This window comes from Chryseobacterium sp. FR048, assembly GCF_056844665.1.
On record NZ_JBXDSE010000002.1, the window covers coordinates 837337 to 861699 of the forward strand.

Consider the following 24363-nt stretch of genomic DNA (forward strand, 5'->3'; position numbering starts at 1 on the left):
GTAAAAGTTTCGATTAAAATAAATATAAAACCCATAAATTTTTTTATGGGTTTTTGTTTTAAATATTAAATTTCAGAGGTTGTACCAACATTGATTAAAATGAATTATTTCTGTTTTCACTTCATTGTTTTTTCCAATACTCTAGCCTCTCATTAAAAAACTTTATACAATCTTCAATTAAATCACTGGGAAGGTTGTTCAAAGAACGGTTTACAAGATTTCCCATTCCCTCATTCTTCTCTACTAAATCTTTTATCTGCAATTTGTAGCTACTATATCGGGGATCCGAATAATACTTTTCAATTAAATGGATTGCAAGATCGTTATAAGATAACCCAGTGGGAACGGTTAAAGTATCATTATTTAATAAATAATAGAAATGACCAGTAATTATCTGGGGAAAACTGTCCGGAGTTTTAAAATTATTATAATTATCCCCTGTTAATATCAAGCCATTAAAAGTATTAAACAGGTAATAATTGTGATCCGTGAATAAATAAATTGCTTCAGGACAATTCAATTTTTTAAGCCATTCTTTATATGGGATGAATGCCTTATCTTTTATTGAAAAATCAACGACTACAGTATCAGTTTTACTTCCATTTTCTATTGCAATTAAGGGAGCTACATGATAGCCCCAGGTTACATTCTCGCCTTTAAATAATGGATTTTCAGCCTTCAATTTTTTATCCCAAACCATAGTATATAGTGAGGGTGCAAAAGCCCATATCTTTCCAATACTACATCCATTTTCTGTAATTAAAGAAGATATTTTATTACTTAGAAAATGAGCCCTGGCTTCGCAATAGCCATTTATATGCTTATTAGTAATATTAAGTTCTATTACCTTTTTCAATACCTTATCTGCTTTGTTTTTATTAAGAGGACATAATAAAGCTCCGTATGCCTGAGCATTTTTCATAAGTCCATTTTCTTTAATAGGAACAAATTCTTGCCCGTTAATATTTATTGCTCCAATCAGGAATATCATAAATAATATTAATCTGTACATTATTTACACTTTTTAAGTATTCAGAAAATCTTCAGCCAGTTTTTTTTGATCTCTTGTTGGTTCAAGGTTTTCGTCAAAAATTTGAAATTTAGCATATGCAGATTTTATTGTTGAAATACTATATTTATTTTGAGAGTTATTGATTGCTGTTTTTAAAGAATTTCTTGACACAATGTTTCTCATTGCATATAAAATACCCCTGGTATCTGTAAAAATATCTTTATTACTATCATCGGTAACGAAAACTTGAAAAGGTTTAGGTTGTAAATCTGTTGTATGCTGAGACATATAGGTTTTAACAGCATCTACAGCATCTAATATTTTTTTATAATTGGTAAAATTGAAATCTCCGGGGCCTGGCAAAACCGCCAGAATATCGGGTTTATTAATTCCAATTCCATTTATTTCATATTCTACTTTTGCTAAACCTAATTCAGTACTTGCTGCAATTGCTCCAAAATTAAAATTTACATTAGATTTAATCTCGGATACTTTTAATATCACCCTTAATCCGGCTCCCCACCGGGTACCATATATTTTACCACCGATTGGGGACTCTACAATCTTTTCAGTAAACACCATTGCTTCATAAGATAAGATAAAAGCACTATAATTTCCACTAATTGATCCCACTCCAATACCCATATTAGCCGCAACTTGAATATTAAATGAACTTTGTAAAACACGAAACTGAGAAAATGGATCAGTTCCCGGGTCTAAAGGAATAGGTTTTAATTCTTTTCCATTCTCATCATAAGCTAAAGCTGAAAATGCCCCCTTATCAGTAAGAGTAGGATTAATTGGATACCATAATAAATTTGCCATGATTATTTGTTTTTTGTTAATATTTATTTTTCACTAAACATTCTTTTAAATTTAATAATATTTACCTAATAACACATTATTTTCTCAATACGATAAGCAAACATCCTAATACGCTCCTCTTGCCTGGGAAAAAACTACAGAAAAAGATACCATTAATCATTTCAAAATTCTTACTGAAGATTCATTCTGTATGTGTGGGTGGCAAAATTGAAGTGACAAACAAAGGACATGGTGAGAAACATGAAGCCATACAATGAACTTAAAATCAAAAATCTGAAAGAAATGTTTATAAAATAATAACTCCGACGGCCTCTTCGAGGCCGCCGGAGCTTGTCAAAAATATATTAATATGAAGTTATAGGATTACAGTCTGTATAGAATGGGCGGGAGCATTCAGCTTAGCAGCCATCCCTTCAATCCAGAGATTGGCTTCAATATCATTATCAGAATCATTCATGATTACTGTCACCAGCTGTCCGTTTTCATTCATAAATGCGGAAGAGGTCAATGCAGCTCTGTTGGAAGAGCTTCCTATTCTTTGTGCATTAGGCTTGATGTATTTTGAAACATGACCTATATAGTAGTACTCATAGGTATAGTATACTTCTCCTGTCTTAGTATCTGCGATAATTGGAGCAAAGCAGAAGTTTCCTTTATGGTTGGGGCCTCCTGTTTCATCCAGCAGAATATTCCAGTCGGTCCATAAAGCATTTCCTTTATTGAAATCGTTCAGCATATTTTTACTGTACAATTCACCCAGGCTTACATCATAAATTCTATCCATTTTGAATTGTTCTTTGCAGCCTTCTGTAAATGCCAGGAATTTATCAGGGAAAGCTCTGTGTGTTTCTGCTAAATTGTCGAAAAGCTGGGTTTTGTTGTTCCAGGTTTCGTACCAGTGGTAGCCAATTCCATGAGCGTATTTTGAGGTTTCAGGGTCGCTGAGTGTAGTGGTTGCTCTCTGATAGATAAGGTCTCTATTGTGATCCCAGATCATTACTTTTTTATCTTTATAGCCGTTTTTCCAAAGAGTTGGCCCTAGATTGTTTTTCAGGAAATCCCCTTCTTCTTCAGCCGTATAGATGCATGATTCCCAGGATTGGGTAGCCATAGGCTCATTCTGAACCGTTAATCCCCAGACATTGATGCCTCTTTTTTCGTATTCCTTAATGAATTTGATGTAATAATCTGCCCAGGTCTGGTAATACTGATTCTCAAGTCTTCCACCTTTGTACAAGCTTTTATTAGATTTCATCCAGGCTGGCGGACTCCATGGAGAGAAATAGAACATGAAATTATTTCCTATCGCTTTCTTAGCTTCTTTGATCATCGGAATCTTATACTTTTCATCGTGAGCGACATTGAAAGTCTTCAGACTCGTATCATTATCTTCTACATAAGTATAGGAATCACTGGAGAAATCGCAGGAATTCATGTTGGTACGAACGATGGTATAGCCCAGTCCGTTTTTACCGAAATAAGCATCCAGAATTTCTTTCTGTTTGTTCTTCGGCATTTTATAAAAAGTCTCTGCTGAGGCATCAGTAATTGCTCCCCCTATTCCTATCAGTTTCTGATATTTAAAATTGGGGGCTACAAAAATACAGGCTTCCGTTTCTTTCGGCTGGCCAAATTGCTCGAACTTCACCGCCCCTTTGTCAACCATCCTTTCTTCCACCTTAGCGTTGGTCAGGATTACTTTAGCTGTTTTTCCTTCATGCTTTTTCCAATAATTCTGAGCATTGACATTCACGACAATACCTACTAAAAAACAACTTACAATTAGTTTTCTCATGATTTTTTTATTTTGGACGATTGCGTCCCCTATTCATTATTTATTTTGATAGACCCTTACGTAGTCTATATAATACTTCTGTGGAAAAATAGAATCATCTATACCTTCTTTTCCGCCCCACAAACCGCCGATTGCCAGATTTAAAATGATAAAATAGGGCTGATCAAAAGGCCAGGCTTCGTAGTTTTCACTTTTATTTTCATAAGTGAAAAACTTTCTGTTGTCGATATAAACATCTATTTTTTCAGGAGTCCAGTCTGCTTTGTACACATGAAATTTCTCGCTGGCATCTTTTACCAATAAGGTATCTGTTTTCTGTGTTCCCTGGATGTGATTGTATTTTTTGGTGTGAACCGAAGCATGAATATAGCCCTGGTTAAAACCAACATGTTCCATAATATCCAGCTCACCGTCATCCGGCCATTGTTTCATCTTTTCACTCATCATCCATATGGCAGGCCAGGTTCCTCTTCCTTTAGGAAGTTTTGCTCTTACCTCAACAGTTCCGTATTGAAAAGAGAATTTTCCTTTGGTCAAAAGCCTTGCAGAAGTATACTTATTGCTTTCCCAATTTTCTTTTCTGGCTTCAATCACAAGATTTCCGTTTTCCATTCTGGCATTTTCAAGTCTGTTTTTGGTATAAAACTGAGCTTCTTCATTTCCAAAACCGCCTCCGCCTACATCATAGTTCCATTTTGATGAATCCGGAAGTCCTTTTCCATTAAATTCATCACTCCAGATAAGGGTTCTGTGAGCATCAGGCCGATGTGAAGCACAGCTTATGGTAAACATAAACAAAGCTCCTGCCGCCCCTATTCTGATGATATTTTTAGCTTTAAATCTCATATCTATCTTATTTTGATCAATGCTCCCTACTCTTGAATGAATTTATTTTGTCCAGTTAATTCTTTTGGTCTGTACATTTTGAGAATCCGTTCCAATCATAATATCGAATTCGCCTCCTTCCCAATCAAAATTCAGGTCGTCATCAAAGAATTTCAGATCTTCCGGCGTGAGTTTAAAATCAACCTTTTTGCTTTCTCCTTTTTTAATGAACACTTTCTGGAAACCTTTCAGTTCCTTTACAGGTCTTACCACTTTTCCGAAAAGATCTCTGATATAGAGCTGCACAACTTCTTCACCGTCATATTTTCCGGTATTGGAAACCATAACACTGATACTTAATATCTGATTTCCAGTAAGATTTGTAGAGTTCAAAACCATATCAGAATATTTAAAATCGGTATAGCTTAAGCCATAACCGAACGGGAATTTCGGATCATTATTAAGATCGATATAAGCAGAAACATAATTTCTGTCTGTATTATTTTTAGCCGGTCTTCCCGTATTATAATGATTGTAATAGATCGGGATCTGTCCTTCTGTTCTCGGGAAACTCATCGGAAGCTTTCCTCCGGGGTTTACCGTTCCAAACAAAACATCTGCAATAGAATTTCCAGCTTCCGTTCCCAGCCACCAGGTATATAGAATGGCAGGAATATGATCTGTAGCCCAATTGAAGATCAACGGTCTTCCTGCATTGATCATTAAAACAATCGGTTTACCTGTTTTGGCAATTTCTTTCAACAGATCTTCCTGAACGCCGGAGAATCCGATATTACTTCTGCTTTTCGCTTCACCACTCATGGCATGGCCTTCACCCAATGTCATAATGACAACATCTGCTTTTTTTGCAGTTTCCACAGCTTCTGCAAACATAGTCTTATCCTGGTCATCCACATTACACCCTTTTGCATAAAGTAAAGTTGAGTTTTTATCCAGTTGACTCTTAATGCCGTCAAACTGTGAAACAATTCTTTGGTTGTCATCTTTGAATGCTACAGACCAGAATCCGTGATTGGCCACCGTTTCTTTTCCGAAAGGGCCGATCAGAGCAACCGTTTTTACTGTTTTTGAAAGTGGAAGAACACTTCCCTGATTCTTCAGAAGAACAATACTTTTCGATCCGAATTCTCTTCCGAATTTTCTGTTATCCTGATTATTGGTCTGGTCTTTCTGCCTTTTTTCATTGCTAAACCTATAGGGATCATCAAAAAGTCCCATTTCGAATTTCTTGGTCAGAATTCTTCCAGCGGCATCATCTACCAGTTTGGCATCTACCTTTCCTTCTTTCACCAGCTTTGGAAGTTCTGCTATGTAAACACGGCTTTCCATATCCATATCGCTTCCGCCCAAGATAGCTTTTTCAGCAGCTTCAGCAGCATCTTTGGCATACCCGTGAGGAATCATTTCCCCGATACTTCCCCAGTCTGAAACCACAAAACCTTTATAATTCCATTTTCCTTTCAGCAGATTTCTCTGAATATACTGATTGGCAGTTGCCGGAATTCCGTTAATATCATTGAAAGAATTCATAAACGTGGCCACACCTGCTTCTGCAGCTGCTTTGAAGGGAGGAAGATAGGTTTCATTCAGCTGCCTGAGGCTCATATCTACAGAGTTGTAATCTCTGCCACCCACTGCCGCTCCATAGGCTACAAAATGTTTTGCACAGGCCATCACTGCATCAAGGCTTCCCAATCCTGCTCCCTGAAATCCTTTGATTCTGGCTAATCCTATTTTTGTACCTAAATAAGTATCTTCTCCGGAACCTTCCATCACTCTTCCCCACCTCGGATCTCTGGCAACATCCACCATCGGGGCAAATGTCCAGTGAATTCCATAGGCTGAGGCTTCGGTGGCAGCAATTCTTTCTGATTTTTCAATCAATCCCAGATCCCAGCTTGCCGCCTGACCCAGATTGACAGGAAAAGTAGTACGGTAACCATGAATAACATCCTGCCCGAAAAGCAAAGGAATTTTCAGTCTCGACTGCATGGCCAGTTTCTGAAAAGCTCTCGTCTCTTCTGATCCGGCCACATTCAGCATAGAACCTACCTTCCCTTTTTTTATTTCTTCCAAAACAGCCGCAGAATTGGAATGCTGAGGTCCGGTAGCATATTCAAATCCGCTGTACTGGACCATCTGCCCTACTTTTTCTTCCAGGGTCATTTTAGAAAGCAGCTCTGCAACTTTCTGATCTACTGTTTTCTGTCCGTAGACATTCATTCCCAATGTCGAAAATGCTAATAAAAAGTATACTTTTTTCATGATGTCTGATTAAAAAATATAAGTTGCTGCCGAATGTCCGGGAATTGTTACTGCAGCCGTTTTCCCGGCAAATTTAATATTAAAATTCTCATCTTCTTTATGATCATTCTGAACAATGAGAACTATTTTCCCAAATTGAGTCATAAATGCCACTGTTGAGAGAGCCTTTGTCTGTGTTGAAGCAATTCTCTGAGAACCTGCGGGAATAAATTTTGAAGCATGAGCAATGATGTAATAAGAAACATTTCTCGTAAAATTTTCACTGTCTGAAATCGTGAGAGCACCTTTACATTCTGTACAGCCACCTTCTGTATGAGGTCCGTACTCAGGATCGTTGGCCAGATTCCATTCTAAAGCGGTTTTGCTCCAGTTTCGCATCGACCCGATGATTACATTTTTGGTATGCCAGTTCAGATCCTCGCTGAAAGTTCCTTTTGAACCTGTCCATTGTTCTGTAAAGTAGAGGTTTTTTTCAGGAAAGGCATTATGAACGGTACTTAATGCAGAAATATCTCCTTCATACAGATGGAAAGCAGATCCGTCTATATATTGATAGGCTTCAGGATCTTTCAGAATATGAAGTGCATATTCAGGCTTGTTGCAATTGTGATCATAGACCACAATTTTTGTTTTGATATGATTGGCTTTAAAAGCAGGCCCCAAATGTTTTTTGATAAATTCGCCCTGCATTTCTGAAGACATATACAGACTGGGATTATTTCCCGGATGCAACGGCTCGTTCTGAGGAGTTACCGCATCAATGGCAATACCTTCTTTTTTCATTTCCTGAATATATTTTACAAAATAATCGGCATACACCCCATAGAATTCAGGTTTTAAACTTCCGCCTTTTGACTTTCCATTATCTTTCATCCAAACGGGAGCAGACCACGGTGTTGCAATGATTTTAATCTTAGGATTAATGGTCAGAATTTCTTTCAACATAGCAATCAGCGCTTTATCCTTTTCCATACTGAATTTTGATAAAGAAACATCCGTTTGCCCTTCAGGGAGATCATCATACGAAAACACATCTCCATCAAGATCTGATGCTCCGATGCTCAATCTTAGGTAACTGACCGAAATAGAGTTTTTATCTGTTCCGAAAAGTTCATGAAGCAAGGCGTTTCTTTTTGAAGGTGATAAACGGTTGATTACCTCAACACTTCCTCCCGTCAATGTATACCCAAAGCCGTCAACATATTGAAACTTTTGTGAAGCATCAATTTCAATATTCTGAAAGCTGTTGGACGTATTTACAAATCTGGCCGGGCTCTGAAGCTGTAATTTTACGCTTTCATCTCCTTTGGTAAGCCAATACTGAACTTCACCGCCTCTATTTTGAGTAACAGAGGTACATGATAAAGGAAAAAGTACCACACCGCATAGCAGTGCAGTACCTTTAAAGAAACTATATAAGTTGTGAAACTTCATGTTTTAATAGCCTGGATTTTGGTGCATAGCTGTATTAGGCAACTCATTAAACGGAATAGGCAAAATTTCATTTTTATTAGCCTTAAACCCTTTAAATCCAAGCTTTGATGGAGCATCTCCCCATCTGACAAGGTCAAACCATCGGTGTCCTTCTCCCGCAAGTTCTCTCCTTCTTTCATCCTTGATGGCCTGAAGGGAAACAGGAACAGAACTTAATTTTACTCTGGCTCTTACAGCATCCAGCAATGCCTGGGCTCTGGCTCCGGCACCTCCTAAAGCTTCCGCTTCCATCAGGTAAGTATCTGCTAATCTTATCGCAATATAATTTTGTCTGAAATTCAGTTCTGTAGCTCCGGGAAGTGAGCTTCTCAGGTCATTGGTAGGTAAATACTTGTTTAAAAAGTACCCGGTATCTGCAAATGCAGGGCTATAGGAGATCTTTCCTTCTGCAACCAGCTGTTTGGCATCGAAGACCGTTGTCTTTAATCTCGGATCACTCCCCATAAAGCTGACAAAATCTTCTGTTACCGTATTGAATGCCCAACCTGAATAAAGATCCGGAGCATCATTATCTTTAATATCTTTTCGGGAATAAGAACGCGGTCCTACCATTGCATTGATAGAGTTTCCTTCATCTTTCCCCTGGCCCCAGAAGCCCCAATCAGAGTTTCCTTTATTGGTATGCATTACTTCCAGGATAGATTCTGTAGAAAACTTATATGGATCTACAGTTTCCGGACCTACTTTAAACAGGTCTTCATATTTTTCTACAAGTTTATATCCATATTGGCTGGTTCCTCCCGGGGTACCGTTCACTTCGGCAAACTGAGCTGCTGCTTCGGGCATTTTTTTATCATACAGATAGATCTTTCCCAATATGGCTCTGGCCGTTCCTTGGGTAATTCGTCCTCTGTCGTTTCCGGTTGCCGTCATCATCAGATCCGGAATTGCCGCCACGATATCATTTTCTATCTGGGTATATACCTCGCTTGGCTTTGCCTGTGGAATATTCCAGTAGTCGTCATCATATTTTATGGTTTTAAGAATCAATGGAATATTCCCAAACATTCTTACCAGTTCAAAATAATAGAGAGAACGCAGTACTTTTGCCTCAGCAATGTATCTTTTTTTAACACTTTCATTCATAGAAGCTCCCGGAACTCTTTCTATTAAAAGTGTAGCACGGGCAATTCCCTGATAATAATCTCTCCAATAGCTTGCAGGCATCGTATTGGAATTAAGTGCATAATTGTTGATTCCCTGTATACCAGCTCCATCACTGGAGTTTCCGCCTCCTGAATAAAAATCATCGGATCCAGCATTAAAAAAAGTAACCGTATTCTCAAAGCCTCCTGAATATTTTCTTAAAACATCATATACGGAAACCAATGCACTGAATGATTGCGTTTCGTTCTGAAAATACTCTTCACTCTTGAAAGCTCCTGAATTTTCTACCTCATCCAGATAGGAACCACTGCAGGCAATATTGCCCAAACTCAAACCTGCCAATAATGTAACTGCAAGTCCTTTATATATAAAACTCTTATTTTTCATGTTATTAATGTATTAAAATTGAATATTGGCACCCAGCAAGAACGTTCTGGCCTGTGGATAATAAGCTCTGTCAACTCCTATAATGTCCTGCTCAGAATTGTTTCTTCCGGCGATTTCAGGATCATAACCTGTATATTTTGTAAACGTCAGAAGATTCTCTCCGGTGATATACAGCCTTACTTTACTCATTCCAAAGCGGCCTGTAACATCTTTAGGAAGTGTATAGCCTAACTGAACAATTTTCAGACGCACATAGTCTCCTTTCTGAAGATAGTAGTTTGACATCCATGAGTAATTATGGTTAGGGTCATTTCTTGTCACCCTAGGATTATCATTAGTAGATCCCTCACCTGTCCAACGGTCCAGGATTCTTGTCTGATAATTGGCATCTGGAAGATCTAATCTTCTTAACCCCTGAAATATCTTATTACCTGCCTGCCCTTGTGCAAACATCATAAAATCGAAGTCTTTGTAGGTTAAATTAACCGTAAGCCCGAAAGTATATTTTGGGATGGAACTTCCTAAATTCACTCTATCATTTTCATCAATTTTACCGTCTCCGTTATTATCCTGCCAGATGAAATCTCCCGGCTTTGCATCAGGAAGTAATTTACCTCCATTCGCGTTTACATAACTGTCAATTTGTGCCTGATTCTGGAAAACGCCACTATACGTCTGACCATAGAATGATCCGTAAGGCTGTCCTACCTGCACTCTTGACACCGGGCCCATTGTCTGGAAAGAAGCAAGGTTGAAATAATCAATATCATCCTCTAAGCGCAGTACTTTGTTTTTTATCGTAGCAAAGTTTCCGTTGACCGATATGCTGAAATCCTGCCAGTTCTTTTTATAGCCCAACTCAATTTCAAGCCCGGAATTCTCCATATCTCCTACGTTTGACCAAGGTAAATTAGGAACGCCCACGTACCCCGGAATATTGATCTGTCTCAGAATATCAGTAGTTTTCTTTTTATACCAATCTGCGGTAAGTGTGAAATTGTTGAATAGTTTTAAATCTGCTGCAATATTCAGCTGGCTGGTCTGCTCCCATTTCAAATGTGGATTTGCCAGTGTACTTGGGGCATATCCGATAATGATATTGTTCCCGGAATTGGTATAATTACTTCCTGAAACCATGAAATTGGCAAATCTGAAGTTTTCCATTTCATCATTTCCCAAAACTCCGTAACCTCCTCTCAGTTTCAGATTATTGATTACTTTATTCTCCGGCCAGAAATTTTCTTTATGAACATTCCATCCTAAAGACATCGACGGGAAGGTTCCCCAATGCTGATTGGAAGCAAATTTTGAAGAACCGTCTCTACGGATTGTCCCTGTGAATAAATATTTGTCTGCATAGTCGTAAATAATTCTTCCAAAGTAGGATGCTTTACGGGTCTGGATGCCGTCCCATCCTTTTGCAATGATATTATCCTGGGAAATATCAAAGTTAAAAGAGGCATCCTGCCAGTGATCTATAGGCAGATTACTATACGTTAAGCTTGTTCCTCCTGAAATATTATAGCGATATACTCCCTGACCTATCAACACGTTGAAATTGTGATCTCCAATTTTGTTCTGATACGTCAAAGTATTTTCCATACTCCATTCAAACTTGTTTTCCTCTACCTTATTCAGGCTGTTGAAATTTGTATTGCTATAGTTGGGGCTTAAATAATACTTAGGGGTAAAAGTGCGGCTTCCCCAATACGATTTTTTACCATTTAAACTTGTTTTGAAGGTAAAATGATTAAGAAACTTAAGCTCAGCAAATACATTTCCTACAAAATCATCAGACCAGTTGTAATTTCCCTGCTGGATAGTACGGAAAGCCCTTGGATTGGTCATTTCATTGTTCACATAACTTGAAATTCCATACGGATTACCGCTCGGATCACGAATGATATAGGGATTTGTATAGCCACCCGGGTCTACTTTTGACCAATCTGTCACCACTTCCGGAGTGATAGGATCTAAGTTAACAGCAGAAGCCAGCGGTCCTCCGAATTCTTCATTGGCACTCACTCCCTGAGATTTCGTATGTGTATAGGCAAAGGTTTGCCCTAATGTCAGATAATCCGTCACCTTATGGCTGGAGTTAAATCTGGCGTTTATTCTTTTATAATAAGAAATATCACTCATGACGATACCCGACTGATCAAAATATCCAAATGAGGTATAGTAACTTGACTTGTCATTGCCTCCCGTAATGCTTACTTCATGCGAGCTTTTCTCACCGGTTCCGAAAATCGTGTTCTGCCAGTCGGTTCCTTTACCGAATGAGTCGGGATTAGTAAATCTTGGGGCTTTTCCATCATTCACAAAACCTTCATTAATGATTCTGGCATATTGGCTGGCATCCAGAAGATCCAGCTTTTTAGAGGCATTGGAAAAACCATAGAAGCCGTTATAAGAAAGAAGAAGTTTTCCTTTTTTTCCTTTTTTTGTGGTTACCAGGATTACTCCTTTCGCAGCAGAAACTCCATAGATTGCAGATGATGCTCCGTCTTTCAGTACCTCAATACTTTCTATATCCGACTGATTCAGCCATCCGATATTGTCTACCACAATACCATCCACTACCCATAAAGGGCTGTTGCTTCCTGCCCCGAAACTGGTAATTCCCCGTACACGTACGGTTGCCGCAGCACCTGGCTGTCCGGAATTCGTTACTACAGCAACACCGGCAGCCCTTCCCTGTAATACCTGTTCAGGTTTACCCGCCGGGATGTTTTCTATATCACTGGCTTTGATACTGGCAATAGCTCCGGTTACATTGCTTTTCTTCTGAGTACCGTAACCTATCACTACGACTTCGTCGATTTTATTCTCTTTGGAAATCGTGTCTTTTTTCTGAGTCTGAGCGTTGAAACTTGCCGTAAAATAGAGGACGGCTACTGCTCCTAAGCTTCTTGATATTCTTACATTCATATATAGTTATTGTTTAATTCTCAAATTGAGACAATAAAAATATATTTTTTTTCAATTAATTAACATTCCATTCACAAATATTTTAATTTTTCTTTTATTTCTGAGGGTTAAAAGCCATATCTTCGCATCAATAATTGATAAAAAGCGATAAAAATTCAATCCAGACAATCCCCGAAAATGACCGTCAAGCTTTCAAAAATCTCTCTTCCGCTCAAACTGACCTTTCTGATCTTCTCTATGGTATTAAACTGCATGGGTCTTATCATTCTGCAGCTCGCAGATACCCATATTACCTATAGTGAACTGGGCTTTTTGGAATCGTTTAAAGACCTTCCCATTGCTTTCATTTCTCTTTTTGCAGTCAGCTTCATCAATAAAACCGGAGCAAAAAAAGCTCTGATCTTAGCCTTAGCCATTGTGGGAGTCTGCTCTTGTCTTCTTCCATTTGTTGAAGTTTTCTGGTTCTATAAACTATGGTTTGCCATCATTGGGGCGTGTTTTGCCATCGGAAAAATCTGTGTTTTCGGGATCATCAGGAATAATATTTCAGATGAAAAGTCACTGGCAAAAACCATGAACAGTGTGGAAGCTTCTTTTATGATCGGAATTTTTGTAGTCAATACAGGTTTTGGATGGCTGATCTCCAGTCAGTATTCTGAATTCTGGAAATTTGGATTCCTTCTGATTGCGGTTTTATCTGCAGTCACCATATTCATGCTTTTAAAAGCTGACATCTCTGAAGCCAAACCTCTGGAAAATAAAAATATCATCTCAGAGCTTTCAGGATTTACTACTCCTTCGGTTGCTTTATTTCTTGGAGTGATCTTTTGTATTGTTTTCATAGAACAGGGATTCAATTCCTGGCTTCCGTCATTTTATAAAAACCATCTGAAGGTCAATTCATTTTTTGCTCTTCAGGCCACTTCTTTCCTATCTTTGTTTTCTTATGCAGGAAGAACGGTCACCGCTAATATTATCCGAAAGTTTTCATTGCCGGGATATTATGTAGCCTGTATAAGTTTCATTATCATTCTGCTGATCACCATCGTAGGAATACAGTATTTTGATTCTGAAGATTCAAAGCTGATTCTGTTTTTATTTCCGGTTATTGGGCTTTTCCTATCTCCGCTCTACCCTGTTATCAACTCAAGAATGATCGCACAGGTCGATAAAGAAAAGATCAATCTTTTCACTTCACTTATTGTTATTTTCTCCTCTCTGGGCAGTTCTGTAAGCTCTATCATCATGGCCATACTGTTCGGAAAACAATTGCTGAATTATTATCCGTTATATATTTTATCCTGCGTAATTCTTCTTTTTATGATCAGTTTAGTGTATTTTAACGTCGCCAAAAGAAAAATATAGAAAATAGTTTTATTTTTACTGCCATGAAAATCAAAGACACAAAAAGCAAAGAAACTCTTCAGGAACTTATTGATACCAAAGATTTCGTAGCTCATATTTCTGTAGACTGCACCATATTCGGATTTCACAACAATATTTTGAAAGTCCTGCTTTTGAAGTATCATGATCTGGATTTGTGGTCACTTCCGGGTGGTTTTGTTTTCAATGATGAAGACCTTCGGGAAGCAGCAGCGAGGGTTCTGTATGAAAGAACGCACCTTAAAGACTTGTTTCTAAAGCAATTCCATACCTTTGGAAGGATAGACCGCACCGAAAACAATGTACATCAAATTCTTCTTAAGAATAAAGGAATAGAAGTTCCGGAAGATCACTGGATCTTTCAGAGATTCATCACGGTGGGCTACTGCAGCCTTATCGACTTTTCAATTGCCGATACTTTTCCGGATGCTTTCAATGAAAGCTGCGAATGGTTTGAGGTGAATAATCTCCCAAAAATGGCTTTTGACCATGACAGAATCATAGAAACCGGTCTTGAATACCTGCGAATGAACATCAATACGGAAGTGGCTGCGAGCAACCTGCTCCCGGAAAAGTTTACCATGAAAGATCTCCAGGCACTTTATGAAACCATTTTGGGCCAGAAATTCAGAAGAAACAACTTCCAGCGAAAAATATTAAGCCTTAATATCCTGGACCGACTGGAAAAGTTATATGATGGTTCTGCGAACAAAGCACCATACCTGTATAAATTTAAAACCAAGGTGCACAATTCCACGAATCAGTACCCTATCTCTAACGATGAGGAGGCTTAAAATGCAGACTTTCTCTCTAAAACAGGAAAATACTGCATTATCTATTTGAAAACCAGCATTAAGATAAGTTTTCAAAAAAATTTCTCAGACACCACGAAAAATGTTATTTTTAACAAAATCAAAAAATCATGTCATATTATCCTCTTACAAGCATCCCTGATTATTACGGAATTGATGCTTTACTTACTGAAGAACACAAACTGATCCGCCAATCGATAAGAGATTGGGTTGAAAGTTTTGTAATGCCGCAGATTGACCAGGCAGCACAAAATCATACAGATCTTCCTGGCCTAATGAGAGAATTAGGTAAAATTGGAGCATTAGGACCATATATTCCTGTGGAATATGGAGGATCCGGACTGGATCAGATTTCTTATGGTCTTATCATGCAGGAACTTGAAAGAGGAGATTCCGCAGTACGTTCTGCTGCTTCGGTACAGAGCTCTCTGGTGATGTTCCCAATCAATGAATTCGGTTCTGAAGAACAGAAAAAGAAATATCTTCCTAAGCTTGCTTCAGGAGAAATGATCGGATCTTTTGGATTGACTGAGCCTAACCACGGTTCTGATCCGGGATCTATGGAAACTTATTTTAAAGATATGGGTGATCACTATCTTTTGAATGGGGCTAAAATGTGGATCACCAACTCTCCTCTTTGCGACATTGCTGTAGTATGGGCGAAAAATGAGGAAGGAAAAGTACAGGGATTAATCGTTGAAAGAGGAATGGAAGGATTCACCACTCCTGAAACTCACAATAAATGGAGCTTAAGAGCTTCCAAAACCGGAGAACTGGTATTCAATGACGTAAAAGTACCGAAAGAAAACCTTCTTCCGGGTGTAACAGGACTGAAAGGACCTCTTTCTTGTCTGAATTCTGCAAGATATGGAATTTCATGGGGAGTAATTGGTGCAGCAATCGACTGCTACTGTACTGCCGTTCAATATTCTAAAGAAAGAAAACAGTTTGGGAAACCAGTTGGTTCTTACCAGCTTCAACAGAAAAAACTGGCTGAGTTCCTTACGGAAATCACAAAAGCTCAGTTATTATGTCTTCAGCTGGGTAATCTTAAAAACGATCATAAAGCAACTCCTGCACAGATCTCAATGGCTAAACGTAACAACGTAAAAATGGCGATTGACATTGCAAGAGAGTCAAGACAGATCCTTGGAGGTATGGGAATCATGGGCGAATTCCCGATGATGAGACATGCTGCCAATTTAGAGTCTGTGATTACGTATGAAGGAACTCATGACGTTCACTTGCTGATCACCGGTTTAGATATTACAGGTATCAACGCTTTCTAAGCGAAAAAAATATTTTTTGAAAGAGTCTGGTCTTTGGATCAGACTCTTTTATTTTACTCACTTTTCAGAGAATTGATATTCAATGAATAATTATTGATGTCTGAATATTTTTGTGGATTTAATAAAGTTATTACCTTGAGGTTAGCAAAAATTCACGATATGAAGAAAATAACGACTTTTTTATTAGGACTATCCGCTCCTTTTTACTTTGCCCAGCAGGCAGGAGACCTGGTAAGCGCGGAACAGAAACTGGATCTTACACCGCAGGGAGTTATCAATTTCATCGCCAATAATCTTGGTGAACAGAATGCACCGGATTTTGTAAGTTATCTCAACAGCTTCAATGTCGGATTGAAGGGCTACAAAATCACTTATTACACCAAAAACGAAAAGAATGTTCTTGTAAAAGCTACCGGATTGCTCATGTACCCTAATGTTGGTTTCAAGCTTTCTACAGTGGTATCTGATCACGGAACAACAGACAGCAGACACAACGTTCCTTCCAATTTCAAAGGAGCGCTTACTGCCGGATTTGTTGTTGAACTTTCTTATGTTCTTAATGGTTATATTTTAATGGCTCCGGACTATGTAGGGATGGGAACAGGTGAAGGTACACATCCTTATGTGGATTATGCCACAGAAGCAGGAGCTACGATAGATTTTATCACAGCAGCCAATAAAGCTCTGACACAGCTGAATGTGAAACGCTATGATGAATATTTTCTGGCAGGCTATTCACAGGGAGCTCATGCAGCAATGTCCACTTTAAAACGATTAAGCATTTCAAATACGAACAATATACAATTCAAATACGCCTATATGGGAGACGGGCCGTATGATTTTTCCGGAGTTACTCTCCAGAAAGGGGTCTTGGAAAAAGATATTTACCCGTTCACCGCATTTTTGGCCAATGTTCTTCACAGCTGTAACAATACAGGCTACCAAACTTATAATACCAATATTTCAGAAGTGATTTCCGCAGAATATCTGGACCGATATAATTATCATGTTGTACAGGACAATGGAGGTCTGCTGTGGGGACCTGTGATCTGGAGGAAACTCTTTACCCCCAGTTTTGTCAATGATGTTACCAATAATCCCAACAATAAGCTGAGACAGTGTATGAAGCCTAAAGATGTCTATGACTGGTATAATAAAACCCCTATGACCTTAGGACATTCTACGGTAGATCTGGCCATTCCGCCTGAAAATACGTCTAAAACCATTGATGTTCAAAGAGGATATTATCCTTGGTGGGATCTGAATAAATACAAACTGGATTCTTTCTATTGGGGACCTATAGGGCATGTAGGCGGTATTGTTCCGTTTACTTTGGCATCCAACGCAAAATTTAATACTTTGAGAAGCGGCGGACTCCTCAATCAATGGGCAATAGCAGGATCTATCTTTGGAAAACAGTCGGCAGCCACTCCATCAGAAACAGCTCCTTTATCTCCTTCACAAATAAAACCGGATCTTGGAAATATGCAGCTGGTTGAGATTACCGACTTTAATCAGGAAAAAGCAGCAAGCAGATCAGCCAATGAACGCAGCTTATCTTCACTAAAAGATGGAGTTTATCTTTTAAAAGTATCGGAAAACAATGAAAATAAAATGCTTCCATACATCAAAAGCACTCCCAAGGAAATTCCTGAAAATGAAATCATCCAGTCAGAAAATAAGGGGATTTTACAATTAAAAATTGATCAGGAAGAACTTTCTGCCGTTTATATTTTTGATGAAAACAAAACTTTGATCAGAACTGTTTCTAAAGAACAATATCAGCAAAACGGCGGAATCAGCCTTCAGGATCTTGAGACTAAGAACTATATATTTGAAGTGGCTACTCCTTTCTACAATCTGCAGTTTAATAAAGCGATCTCTAATCCGGCATCTGAAAATACAACCGATATTTTTACACAAAACAGACAAATCAAGGTGAAAACCGGCAGTGATATTAAAAGTATTAATATTTACAGTATTTCCGGAGCTCAGATTGTTCAGCAGGAAATCAATAAACCTATCTTCGAATCCCGAAGCTTAGAACCCGGAGTGTATGTGGTACAGGTTACTCTTGTCAACGGGAAAGTCATTAATAAAAAAATCAAATTGTAACACTATTTCATTTTCTATAATATATCATTTTTTCAAGTTAATTTTTGGCACTTCAGCAATGGAGTGCTTTTTTTGTAAATGATGGATGATAACGGAGAAGTGGTCCTGTTGAGGCACATGATTTTTTTTGCCACTAATTCACGAATAAAAGAGCAGGGAAAAGTGCAAAACTCTATTATAAATACAGTATGTGGTAAACTCATATATAGAATGGTTACGAAGTAAAAAGAGAGGAATCTTTTATAAATTTAATAAGATATAATTTGCAAATCTATTTAGAATACACGAATAAATTCATTCGTGTATTCGTGGCATTTAAAAATAACTATAAAAAATAAGATCGAATAAAAAAAGTAGAAACAACATTAGATAAACACCATATACACTTATTTAAAAGACACTTAAGTGTAAAATTTTAAATTTTAACAAAAATATTTCCATCAATTTTAAAATGATTTATATCAATTATTTTAAATTATTCTAAATAAAATTAGCAAACTCATGATGAGCCTCCTACTTTTGCCGAAAGAATAATGACAGATGGTCCACAATGACTCCCTTTCCTCTCTGAGGCTCCAGATTTTAACTTCCCTCTTTCTCTTTACAGCAATAACAATCTCCTCACAGGAACGTACATTAAAAGTCACTTTTGAAGTAAAAGATAGCGCTTTACAATTGGTGAAAGATGCTGAAATCAAAATTTCATCCGGACAGGATAAGTATACTGTATCAAGCAATGATAAAGGAATTGCAGTCATTTATATAGTGCCTGGAAAATATAAAGTAGAAAGTGACAGCAATGGTCATTCCGGATATTCAAATCTTCTGTCCATAACAAAGGAAGAGACATTTACCCTCATTCTTACCAACAGAATAAATACGATTGAGGAGGTGGTCATTACCGCCAAAGAAGGAAAAGGGCTTACGTCTTCATCTATTATTAATCAGCGGGCTATGCAGCACCTGCAGCCTTCAAGCTTCTCGGATCTTTTGGAACTGCTTCCCGGAGGGAGATCAGGTGATCCGGTTCTGAATCAGATGAATAAAATAAGCCTTCGTGAAACCGGAAGACCCGGAAGTGATTATAATACCTCCTCCATGGGAACGACATTCCTTGTTGATGGTGCCCCTCTGAATTCCGGAGCCAATCTTCAATATACCTATGATTTTCTGGATAAAACCAACAACGGACTGAAAAGAAGGCTTAATCTGACCAGTGGTGTAGACATGCGAAGCATTTCAACAGATCAGATTGAAAGTGTGGAAGTTCTCCGCGGAATACCTTCTGTTAGGTATGGAAACCTGACTTCAGGAATTGTAAAAATCACCAATAAGTCAGGCTATACAAAATGGAAAGCCAGATTCAAAGCAGATGGTTATTCTAAACTTTTTGCCATCAATAAAGGTTTTGAAAACCAAGATCAGGATCTGAAAATCAATGCCGGTATAGATTATCTGGACGCCAAAGCTGACCCAAGAGACAGACTTGAAAATTATAAAAGAATCACGGCCAATTTTGCTGTTGTAAAAGAAAAAAAACACAACCAGGGAACCTCAAAATGGCAGACCAACCTGAGTTATACGGGTTCTCTGGATGGCTCAAAGTCTGATCCTGACATTGATCTTTCTGAACTGAATTCTTATGAGGTGAATAACCATCTTGTAAGCCTGTCCAATCTGTTTACCTATACGAAAAACAAGTCCTCTTTTTATCAGGCAACAGAAATACAGGCAACAATCAATCAGAGATTTGACCAAATAAAACAGACCAAATTCGTTCAACTGGAGAATGCAACAGCATTTCCCTTATCTAGGACTGAAGGAGAATTTGACGGCTACTATCCTGAGCCCCGGTATATTTCCAACTACCTGGTCGATGGAAAACCTCTGGATGTATTTGTTAGCATGATTAATAAATTTCAGGTGGATTTCAAATCGTTTAAAAATGAAATCAATGCTGGATTCGACTGGCAATTGAGTAAGAACTGGGGTAAAGGACAGGAATGTGACATCTATAAACCCATAGATCCAAAAGCAACTTTCAGACCCCGCGCCTACCGTGACGTCCCGGCCTATATCACCTCTGCTCTATTTTTAGAATCGATCAGTACCATGAATGCCGGAAACCACAAATTCACGCTTGCACTGGGAGTAAGAGGAAATTCAATGATGAACCTGCCTTCGCATTTTAAAATAAACGGAAAAATCTATGCTGACCCCAGAGCCAATTTTCAATGGGAACTTCCATCGTTTGACTGGATGAATAAAAAGACTCAGCTGGCCCTGACTCTTGGATATGGTAAACAAAGCCTGTTCCCCGATCTTAACCTGCTCTACCCGGAACTTATTTATAAAGACATTCAGCAGCTGAATTACTTCCATAACAATCCTAATTACAGAAGAATCAATTACAAAACACTGATTTACAACCCTCAAAATCCGGAAATAGAACCTGCTGTCAATGAAAAATTTGAAGCAAGGATTGATTTGGGTATCGGAGCTCATCAGCTATCTGTGACCGTCTTTAAGGAAAATATGCATAATGCTTTCCGCTCCATGAATCAATATTCCGGTTATCAGTACAAAAAATATGATACCTCCGGACTGAATCATGATGCCATCACTTCCCCACCGGACATCAATACACTTCCCTATCAGACCTTAAATGAAAACTTCCTGTATACAACACAACAAAATGGAAGTAAAGTAGATAAAGAAGGTGTGGAATTCCAATATTCATCCAATAGAATTCCGGTAATTAATACAAGATTTACCCTTAACGGAGCATGGTTCCGGACAAAATATGGCAACAGTATGCCTGTCTACAGAGGAAGAGATCTGCTGATCGGCGGAAAACCTTATCCTTATCTCGGATTGTATGAAGGTATGGAACCTAACTCCATCAATGAAGTCCTGAATACAAATCTGATGATGGATACTTATATTCCGAAACTGGATCTTGTTTTTTCTTCCTCTTTCCAATTTTCATGGTATTCTATGCGAAAAATGCTCCCTATGAACGGAATTCCAAGCCATTATGTAGATCCGAATGGCAATATTTTCCCTTTCAATCCTGAAACAGCGAAGGGAAGCATTCTTGAAAGCCTGGTCATTGCACAGAATCAGGATCTGTATAATGCAGTCAGAAGGCCCATGGAAATGAACCTTAATCTGAAAGTAACCAAAAGCTTCAGGAATAAAGCCATTGTAGTCTCCATGTTTGCGAGCAGGCTTTTCAGCTATTATGCTCCTTACAGCATCAACGGAATTACAATCAACAGAAAAGGAGCCTACGATCCTTATTTCGGAATGGAGATCAACTTCAATTTATAAATAATTTCAATTCAATCAACTTATGTTAAAACATCTATTAAGAACACTATTTGTATTGTGTGCTTTCATCGGTATTACGTCATGCTCTTCGGATTCCAACGAAACTCCGGAAGCTCAAACCTTATTAAAACTGGAGCTCAAAGTAATTCCTGATCATATTCAGGTTAAGGAATATAAAAAAATGACGCTAAGTTTCAAAGAGCTTAACTCTGGGTTTACTCTAACAAAAGAGCTTTCAAATACCAATACCTTACAGGTTAGTCTTCCTTCCGGAACCTATCAGATCATTGCAGAAGGAAACATTGTTTATTCTGACCCATCCGGATCTATAGAAGCGAAAGTAGCCGGAGTACAAAACGGAATGGTGATCAACGGCAATGAGGCCAGTAAAACCATAGAACTTTCTCTGAAAGCAGGAAACAGCAGCGATCTTATTCTGGAAGAGATTTTCTTCACAGGAACAAGAACACCGCAGGGAGCCATGTATTTTGGGGATCAGTATTTTAAAATCACCAATAATACAGACAAGCTGTTATATGCAGACGGAATGCTGTTGATACAGTCAGCTTTTATGACCAATGAAAAGCAGGATTACAGCCCAAACATCATGGGAACTACTCTATCTGCCGGAGCAATCATCAGAATCCCGGGAACCGGAAATATATACCCTGTAAAGCCTGGTGAATCTATTATTATCGCTGAAGATGCCATCAATCACAAAGATTTCAACCCTTCATCTGTTAATCTTTCTACCGCTAACTTCCAGATCTTCAAAGAAAATTCGGATGACATCGACAATCCTGCTGTTCCAAAAATGATCAATGTTTCCGACAAAATGGTAATCCATAATCAGGGATATTATGCTTATGCACTGGCACGTATGCCGCAGGGAATGACTAATGAAGGATTGGTTGCTCAGAATTCATACACTTATACTTACAACCTTAGTTTCGGAGGAGATATTTATCCTATGGACGGAACCGCTGTTAAAATCCCGAATGAATGGATTACAGACGTTGTAAACTTAAGTGTACAGGACTCTTTCCAATGGCTGGTAACTTCGCCTTCACTGGATATGGGCTGGACTTCCGTTACGTCATTTGATGGCGATAAAAACCGTTTCGGAAAATCTGTACGCAGAAAAATCATTGGAAAAACAATGGAAGGTAAAAATATCTTTAAAGATACCAACAATTCTACTGCAGACTTTGAACATGGTGTAAAACCTTCATTATTCAACTAAAATGAATTATTTTCTTTCCATACCCATCCTGTTTACCGCATTATCCGGCACCTTCATTCAGGCTCAGACCAATGATTCAATCAAAGGAAAAATTCGTGAAGAATACAGCGCCGAAAGGTTGCTTAAAAACAGTATCACGATAAATCCAGCCAGCCAGATGAACGCCAGGAAATACAATATCACCACTTTCCGTCTGTTTACTGAAAATTCTGACACCCCCAACCAGTTAAAACAAAAAGGAAAAGGGTTCAATCTATGGGGCGCGGAAGCCCGTACCTCGCAGGCTCTTGATGGTAAAACGACGGTTTGGGGTAATGCTTCCTACTCACAAGGAAAAAACAAGCAGGTGGTATGGAATGAAAATACGGATTATGACCTTATCTACCCTTATGTAGCGGCCGACAGTGTAGGTGGTGATATGAAATTTGAAAGATACAGCTTCTCAGGAGGCTATTCTAAGAAGATCAGTTCATATACCATAGGCATTACTGGAAGTTACAAAGCCACATTGAGCTATAGAGATACTGATCCCCGGCCAAAGAATACAACCGCAGATTTTTCACTGGCCCTTGGTGCCAATAAACTAATGTTTCAGAAATTCAGACTGGGAGCTTATCTGGAGGCTGAAAAATACACTCAAAAACATTATCTGAGTTTTGTAAGCAACCAGGGCTACCCTATGATCTATAATATGAGCGGACTTGGAAATTATAATGAACTTCTGTCCGGAAAACTTCGACAGGCCTATTATGAAGGCTGGTCCTATGGAGGTGGAATACAAATCTTTGAGGCTGACAACAGAAACTGGTATCTGAATCTGGGATTAAAAAAACTGAACATAGATAAGCTTCTGACAGAATATTCGGATCTTAATGCATCTAACGTTGAAGAACAGCAATTCAATGTGTCATTAGGAAGATTTTTTAATACCGGGAAAATAGTCTGGGGAATTACTGCCGATGGAAACAGTATGGAAAGGAAAGGAACTGAAAACCTTTTTCTGAATGAAAATTCGAGAAATTACATTCAGATAGGCAGTGTGGAAAAATACAATCATAAGATCCACCAGCTTATTTTCAAAGGACTTTTACAGATGGGTAATGATGATGCAAAGTCTTCTTTTCTACCTTTTTTCGGGTGGGCTCAGGAAAAGGAAAGATACAGCAGTCCTCTATCAAGAATAGAATTAAGTAAAATAGCGTATGGATTGGATTATCAATGGTTAAAAACTTTTAAATCAAATCAAACACTCTCTGTCTTATTAGGCCTTTCCGCAACCAATGTTTATCATAAAGATGCTGTTTTCAACAGCTCCGGAACACCTGCCATTTATGAGATGCTTCAGGACAATTATGCTTTTCAGTCTTCTGATTTCTGGCAGGCTAAACTTGATATTCATTTTCATTTCAGTGTTCCTGTTATGAAGAATGTTTTTGTGGGAAGCAAAATGATGTACAGCCATTTTAAACACGACAGCAATTCTCAATGGGCGGTCAGTATAGGAAGTATTTTTTAAACTTATTATC

At 38.4% G+C, this 24363-nt stretch carries 15 protein-coding genes; 7 read left to right on the top strand and 8 right to left on the bottom strand.

The features are described 5' to 3' along the window. Window positions 1–121: 121 nt before the first annotated feature. From AC106K_RS08750 to AC106K_RS08785, 8 genes are all read right to left on the bottom strand, one after another. Window positions 122–1012, bottom strand: coding sequence for a protein-glutamine glutaminase family protein (locus AC106K_RS08750; RefSeq protein ID WP_482444579.1), 891 nt, complete (start codon window positions 1010–1012; stop codon window positions 122–124). Between the two features lie 12 nt (window positions 1013–1024). Beyond that, complete coding sequence (locus AC106K_RS08755; protein ID WP_156172976.1) at window positions 1025–1837, bottom strand: hypothetical protein; 813 nt, start codon at window positions 1835–1837, stop codon at window positions 1025–1027. Window positions 1838–2192: 355 nt separating this feature from the next. After that, window positions 2193–3632 (bottom strand): glycoside hydrolase family 30 protein, encoded by a 1440-nt coding sequence (locus tag AC106K_RS08760; RefSeq protein ID WP_482444580.1) that lies wholly within the window; start codon window positions 3630–3632, stop codon window positions 2193–2195. Window positions 3633–3668: 36 nt separating this feature from the next. Then, a complete protein-coding gene (locus AC106K_RS08765) occupies window positions 3669–4478 on the bottom strand; it encodes a glycoside hydrolase family 16 protein (RefSeq protein ID WP_482444582.1) in 810 nt (269 codons plus the stop codon). Window positions 4479–4520: 42 nt separating this feature from the next. Beyond that, the gene (bglX, locus tag AC106K_RS08770; protein WP_482444584.1) at window positions 4521–6743 is read right to left on the bottom strand and encodes a beta-glucosidase BglX; all 2223 of its coding nucleotides are present in this window, start codon (window positions 6741–6743) and stop codon (window positions 4521–4523) included. A gap of 9 nt (window positions 6744–6752) precedes the next feature. Next, window positions 6753–8177 (bottom strand): glycoside hydrolase family 30 protein, encoded by a 1425-nt coding sequence (locus AC106K_RS08775; RefSeq protein ID WP_482444586.1) that lies wholly within the window; start codon window positions 8175–8177, stop codon window positions 6753–6755. Between the two features lie 3 nt (window positions 8178–8180). Then, the gene (locus tag AC106K_RS08780; protein WP_482444588.1) at window positions 8181–9731 is read right to left on the bottom strand and encodes a RagB/SusD family nutrient uptake outer membrane protein; all 1551 of its coding nucleotides are present in this window, start codon (window positions 9729–9731) and stop codon (window positions 8181–8183) included. A 12-nt stretch (window positions 9732–9743) separates the two neighbouring features. Continuing rightward, window positions 9744–12662: a SusC/RagA family TonB-linked outer membrane protein gene (locus AC106K_RS08785; RefSeq protein ID WP_482444590.1), complete on the bottom strand. Its 2919-nt coding sequence runs from the start codon at window positions 12660–12662 to the stop codon at window positions 9744–9746. A gap of 177 nt (window positions 12663–12839) precedes the next feature. Between AC106K_RS08785 and AC106K_RS08790 the strand changes: the two genes are divergently transcribed. The 7 genes from AC106K_RS08790 to AC106K_RS08820 all read left to right on the top strand — a co-directional run bounded on the left by AC106K_RS08790 (window position 12840) and on the right by AC106K_RS08820 (window position 24353). Then, on the top strand, window positions 12840–14027 hold the full coding sequence (locus AC106K_RS08790; RefSeq protein ID WP_482444592.1) for an MFS transporter: 1188 nt from the start codon (window positions 12840–12842) through the stop codon (window positions 14025–14027). Window positions 14028–14050: 23 nt separating this feature from the next. Next, on the top strand, window positions 14051–14839 hold the full coding sequence (locus tag AC106K_RS08795) for an NUDIX hydrolase (protein ID WP_482444593.1): 789 nt from the start codon (window positions 14051–14053) through the stop codon (window positions 14837–14839). 128 nt (window positions 14840–14967) lie between these two features. Then, entirely contained in the window at window positions 14968–16146 is a 1179-nt protein-coding gene (locus AC106K_RS08800) for an acyl-CoA dehydrogenase family protein (RefSeq protein WP_482444595.1), read from the top strand. 159 nt (window positions 16147–16305) lie between these two features. Further along, window positions 16306–18261 (top strand): T9SS type A sorting domain-containing protein, encoded by a 1956-nt coding sequence (locus AC106K_RS08805; RefSeq protein ID WP_482444597.1) that lies wholly within the window; start codon window positions 16306–16308, stop codon window positions 18259–18261. Window positions 18262–18801: 540 nt separating this feature from the next. Continuing rightward, window positions 18802–21594, top strand: coding sequence for a TonB-dependent receptor plug domain-containing protein (locus tag AC106K_RS08810; protein WP_482444599.1), 2793 nt, complete (start codon window positions 18802–18804; stop codon window positions 21592–21594). Between the two features lie 22 nt (window positions 21595–21616). Beyond that, on the top strand, window positions 21617–22837 hold the full coding sequence (locus AC106K_RS08815) for a DUF4876 domain-containing protein (protein WP_482444601.1): 1221 nt from the start codon (window positions 21617–21619) through the stop codon (window positions 22835–22837). A 1-nt stretch (window position 22838) separates the two neighbouring features. Beyond that, the gene (locus tag AC106K_RS08820) at window positions 22839–24353 is read left to right on the top strand and encodes a DUF6850 family outer membrane beta-barrel protein (RefSeq protein WP_482444603.1); all 1515 of its coding nucleotides are present in this window, start codon (window positions 22839–22841) and stop codon (window positions 24351–24353) included. Window positions 24354–24363: the final 10 nt, after the last annotated feature.

Excerpts from the sequence above, each read along its gene's own strand:
- AC106K_RS08775 (WP_482444586.1), bottom strand. The coding sequence starts at position 8,177 with ATGAAGTTTCACAACTTATATAGTTTCTTTAAAGGTACTGCACTGCTA.
- AC106K_RS08785 (WP_482444590.1), bottom strand. The coding sequence starts at position 12,662 with ATGAATGTAAGAATATCAAGAAGCTTAGGAGCAGTAGCCGTCCTCTAT.
- AC106K_RS08800 (WP_482444595.1), top strand. The coding sequence starts at position 14,968 with ATGTCATATTATCCTCTTACAAGCATCCCTGATTATTACGGAATTGAT.
- AC106K_RS08780 (WP_482444588.1), bottom strand. The coding sequence starts at position 9,731 with ATGAAAAATAAGAGTTTTATATATAAAGGACTTGCAGTTACATTATTG.
- AC106K_RS08820 (WP_482444603.1), top strand. The coding sequence starts at position 22,839 with ATGAATTATTTTCTTTCCATACCCATCCTGTTTACCGCATTATCCGGC.
- bglX (WP_482444584.1), bottom strand. The coding sequence starts at position 6,743 with ATGAAAAAAGTATACTTTTTATTAGCATTTTCGACATTGGGAATGAAT.
- AC106K_RS08760 (WP_482444580.1), bottom strand. The coding sequence starts at position 3,632 with ATGAGAAAACTAATTGTAAGTTGTTTTTTAGTAGGTATTGTCGTGAAT.
- AC106K_RS08795 (WP_482444593.1), top strand. The coding sequence starts at position 14,051 with ATGAAAATCAAAGACACAAAAAGCAAAGAAACTCTTCAGGAACTTATT.
- AC106K_RS08755 (WP_156172976.1), bottom strand. The coding sequence starts at position 1,837 with ATGGCAAATTTATTATGGTATCCAATTAATCCTACTCTTACTGATAAG.
- AC106K_RS08790 (WP_482444592.1), top strand. The coding sequence starts at position 12,840 with ATGACCGTCAAGCTTTCAAAAATCTCTCTTCCGCTCAAACTGACCTTT.
- AC106K_RS08815 (WP_482444601.1), top strand. The coding sequence starts at position 21,617 with ATGTTAAAACATCTATTAAGAACACTATTTGTATTGTGTGCTTTCATC.
- AC106K_RS08810 (WP_482444599.1), top strand. The coding sequence starts at position 18,802 with ATGGTCCACAATGACTCCCTTTCCTCTCTGAGGCTCCAGATTTTAACT.
- AC106K_RS08765 (WP_482444582.1), bottom strand. The coding sequence starts at position 4,478 with ATGAGATTTAAAGCTAAAAATATCATCAGAATAGGGGCGGCAGGAGCT.
- AC106K_RS08805 (WP_482444597.1), top strand. The coding sequence starts at position 16,306 with ATGAAGAAAATAACGACTTTTTTATTAGGACTATCCGCTCCTTTTTAC.
- AC106K_RS08750 (WP_482444579.1), bottom strand. The coding sequence starts at position 1,012 with ATGTACAGATTAATATTATTTATGATATTCCTGATTGGAGCAATAAAT.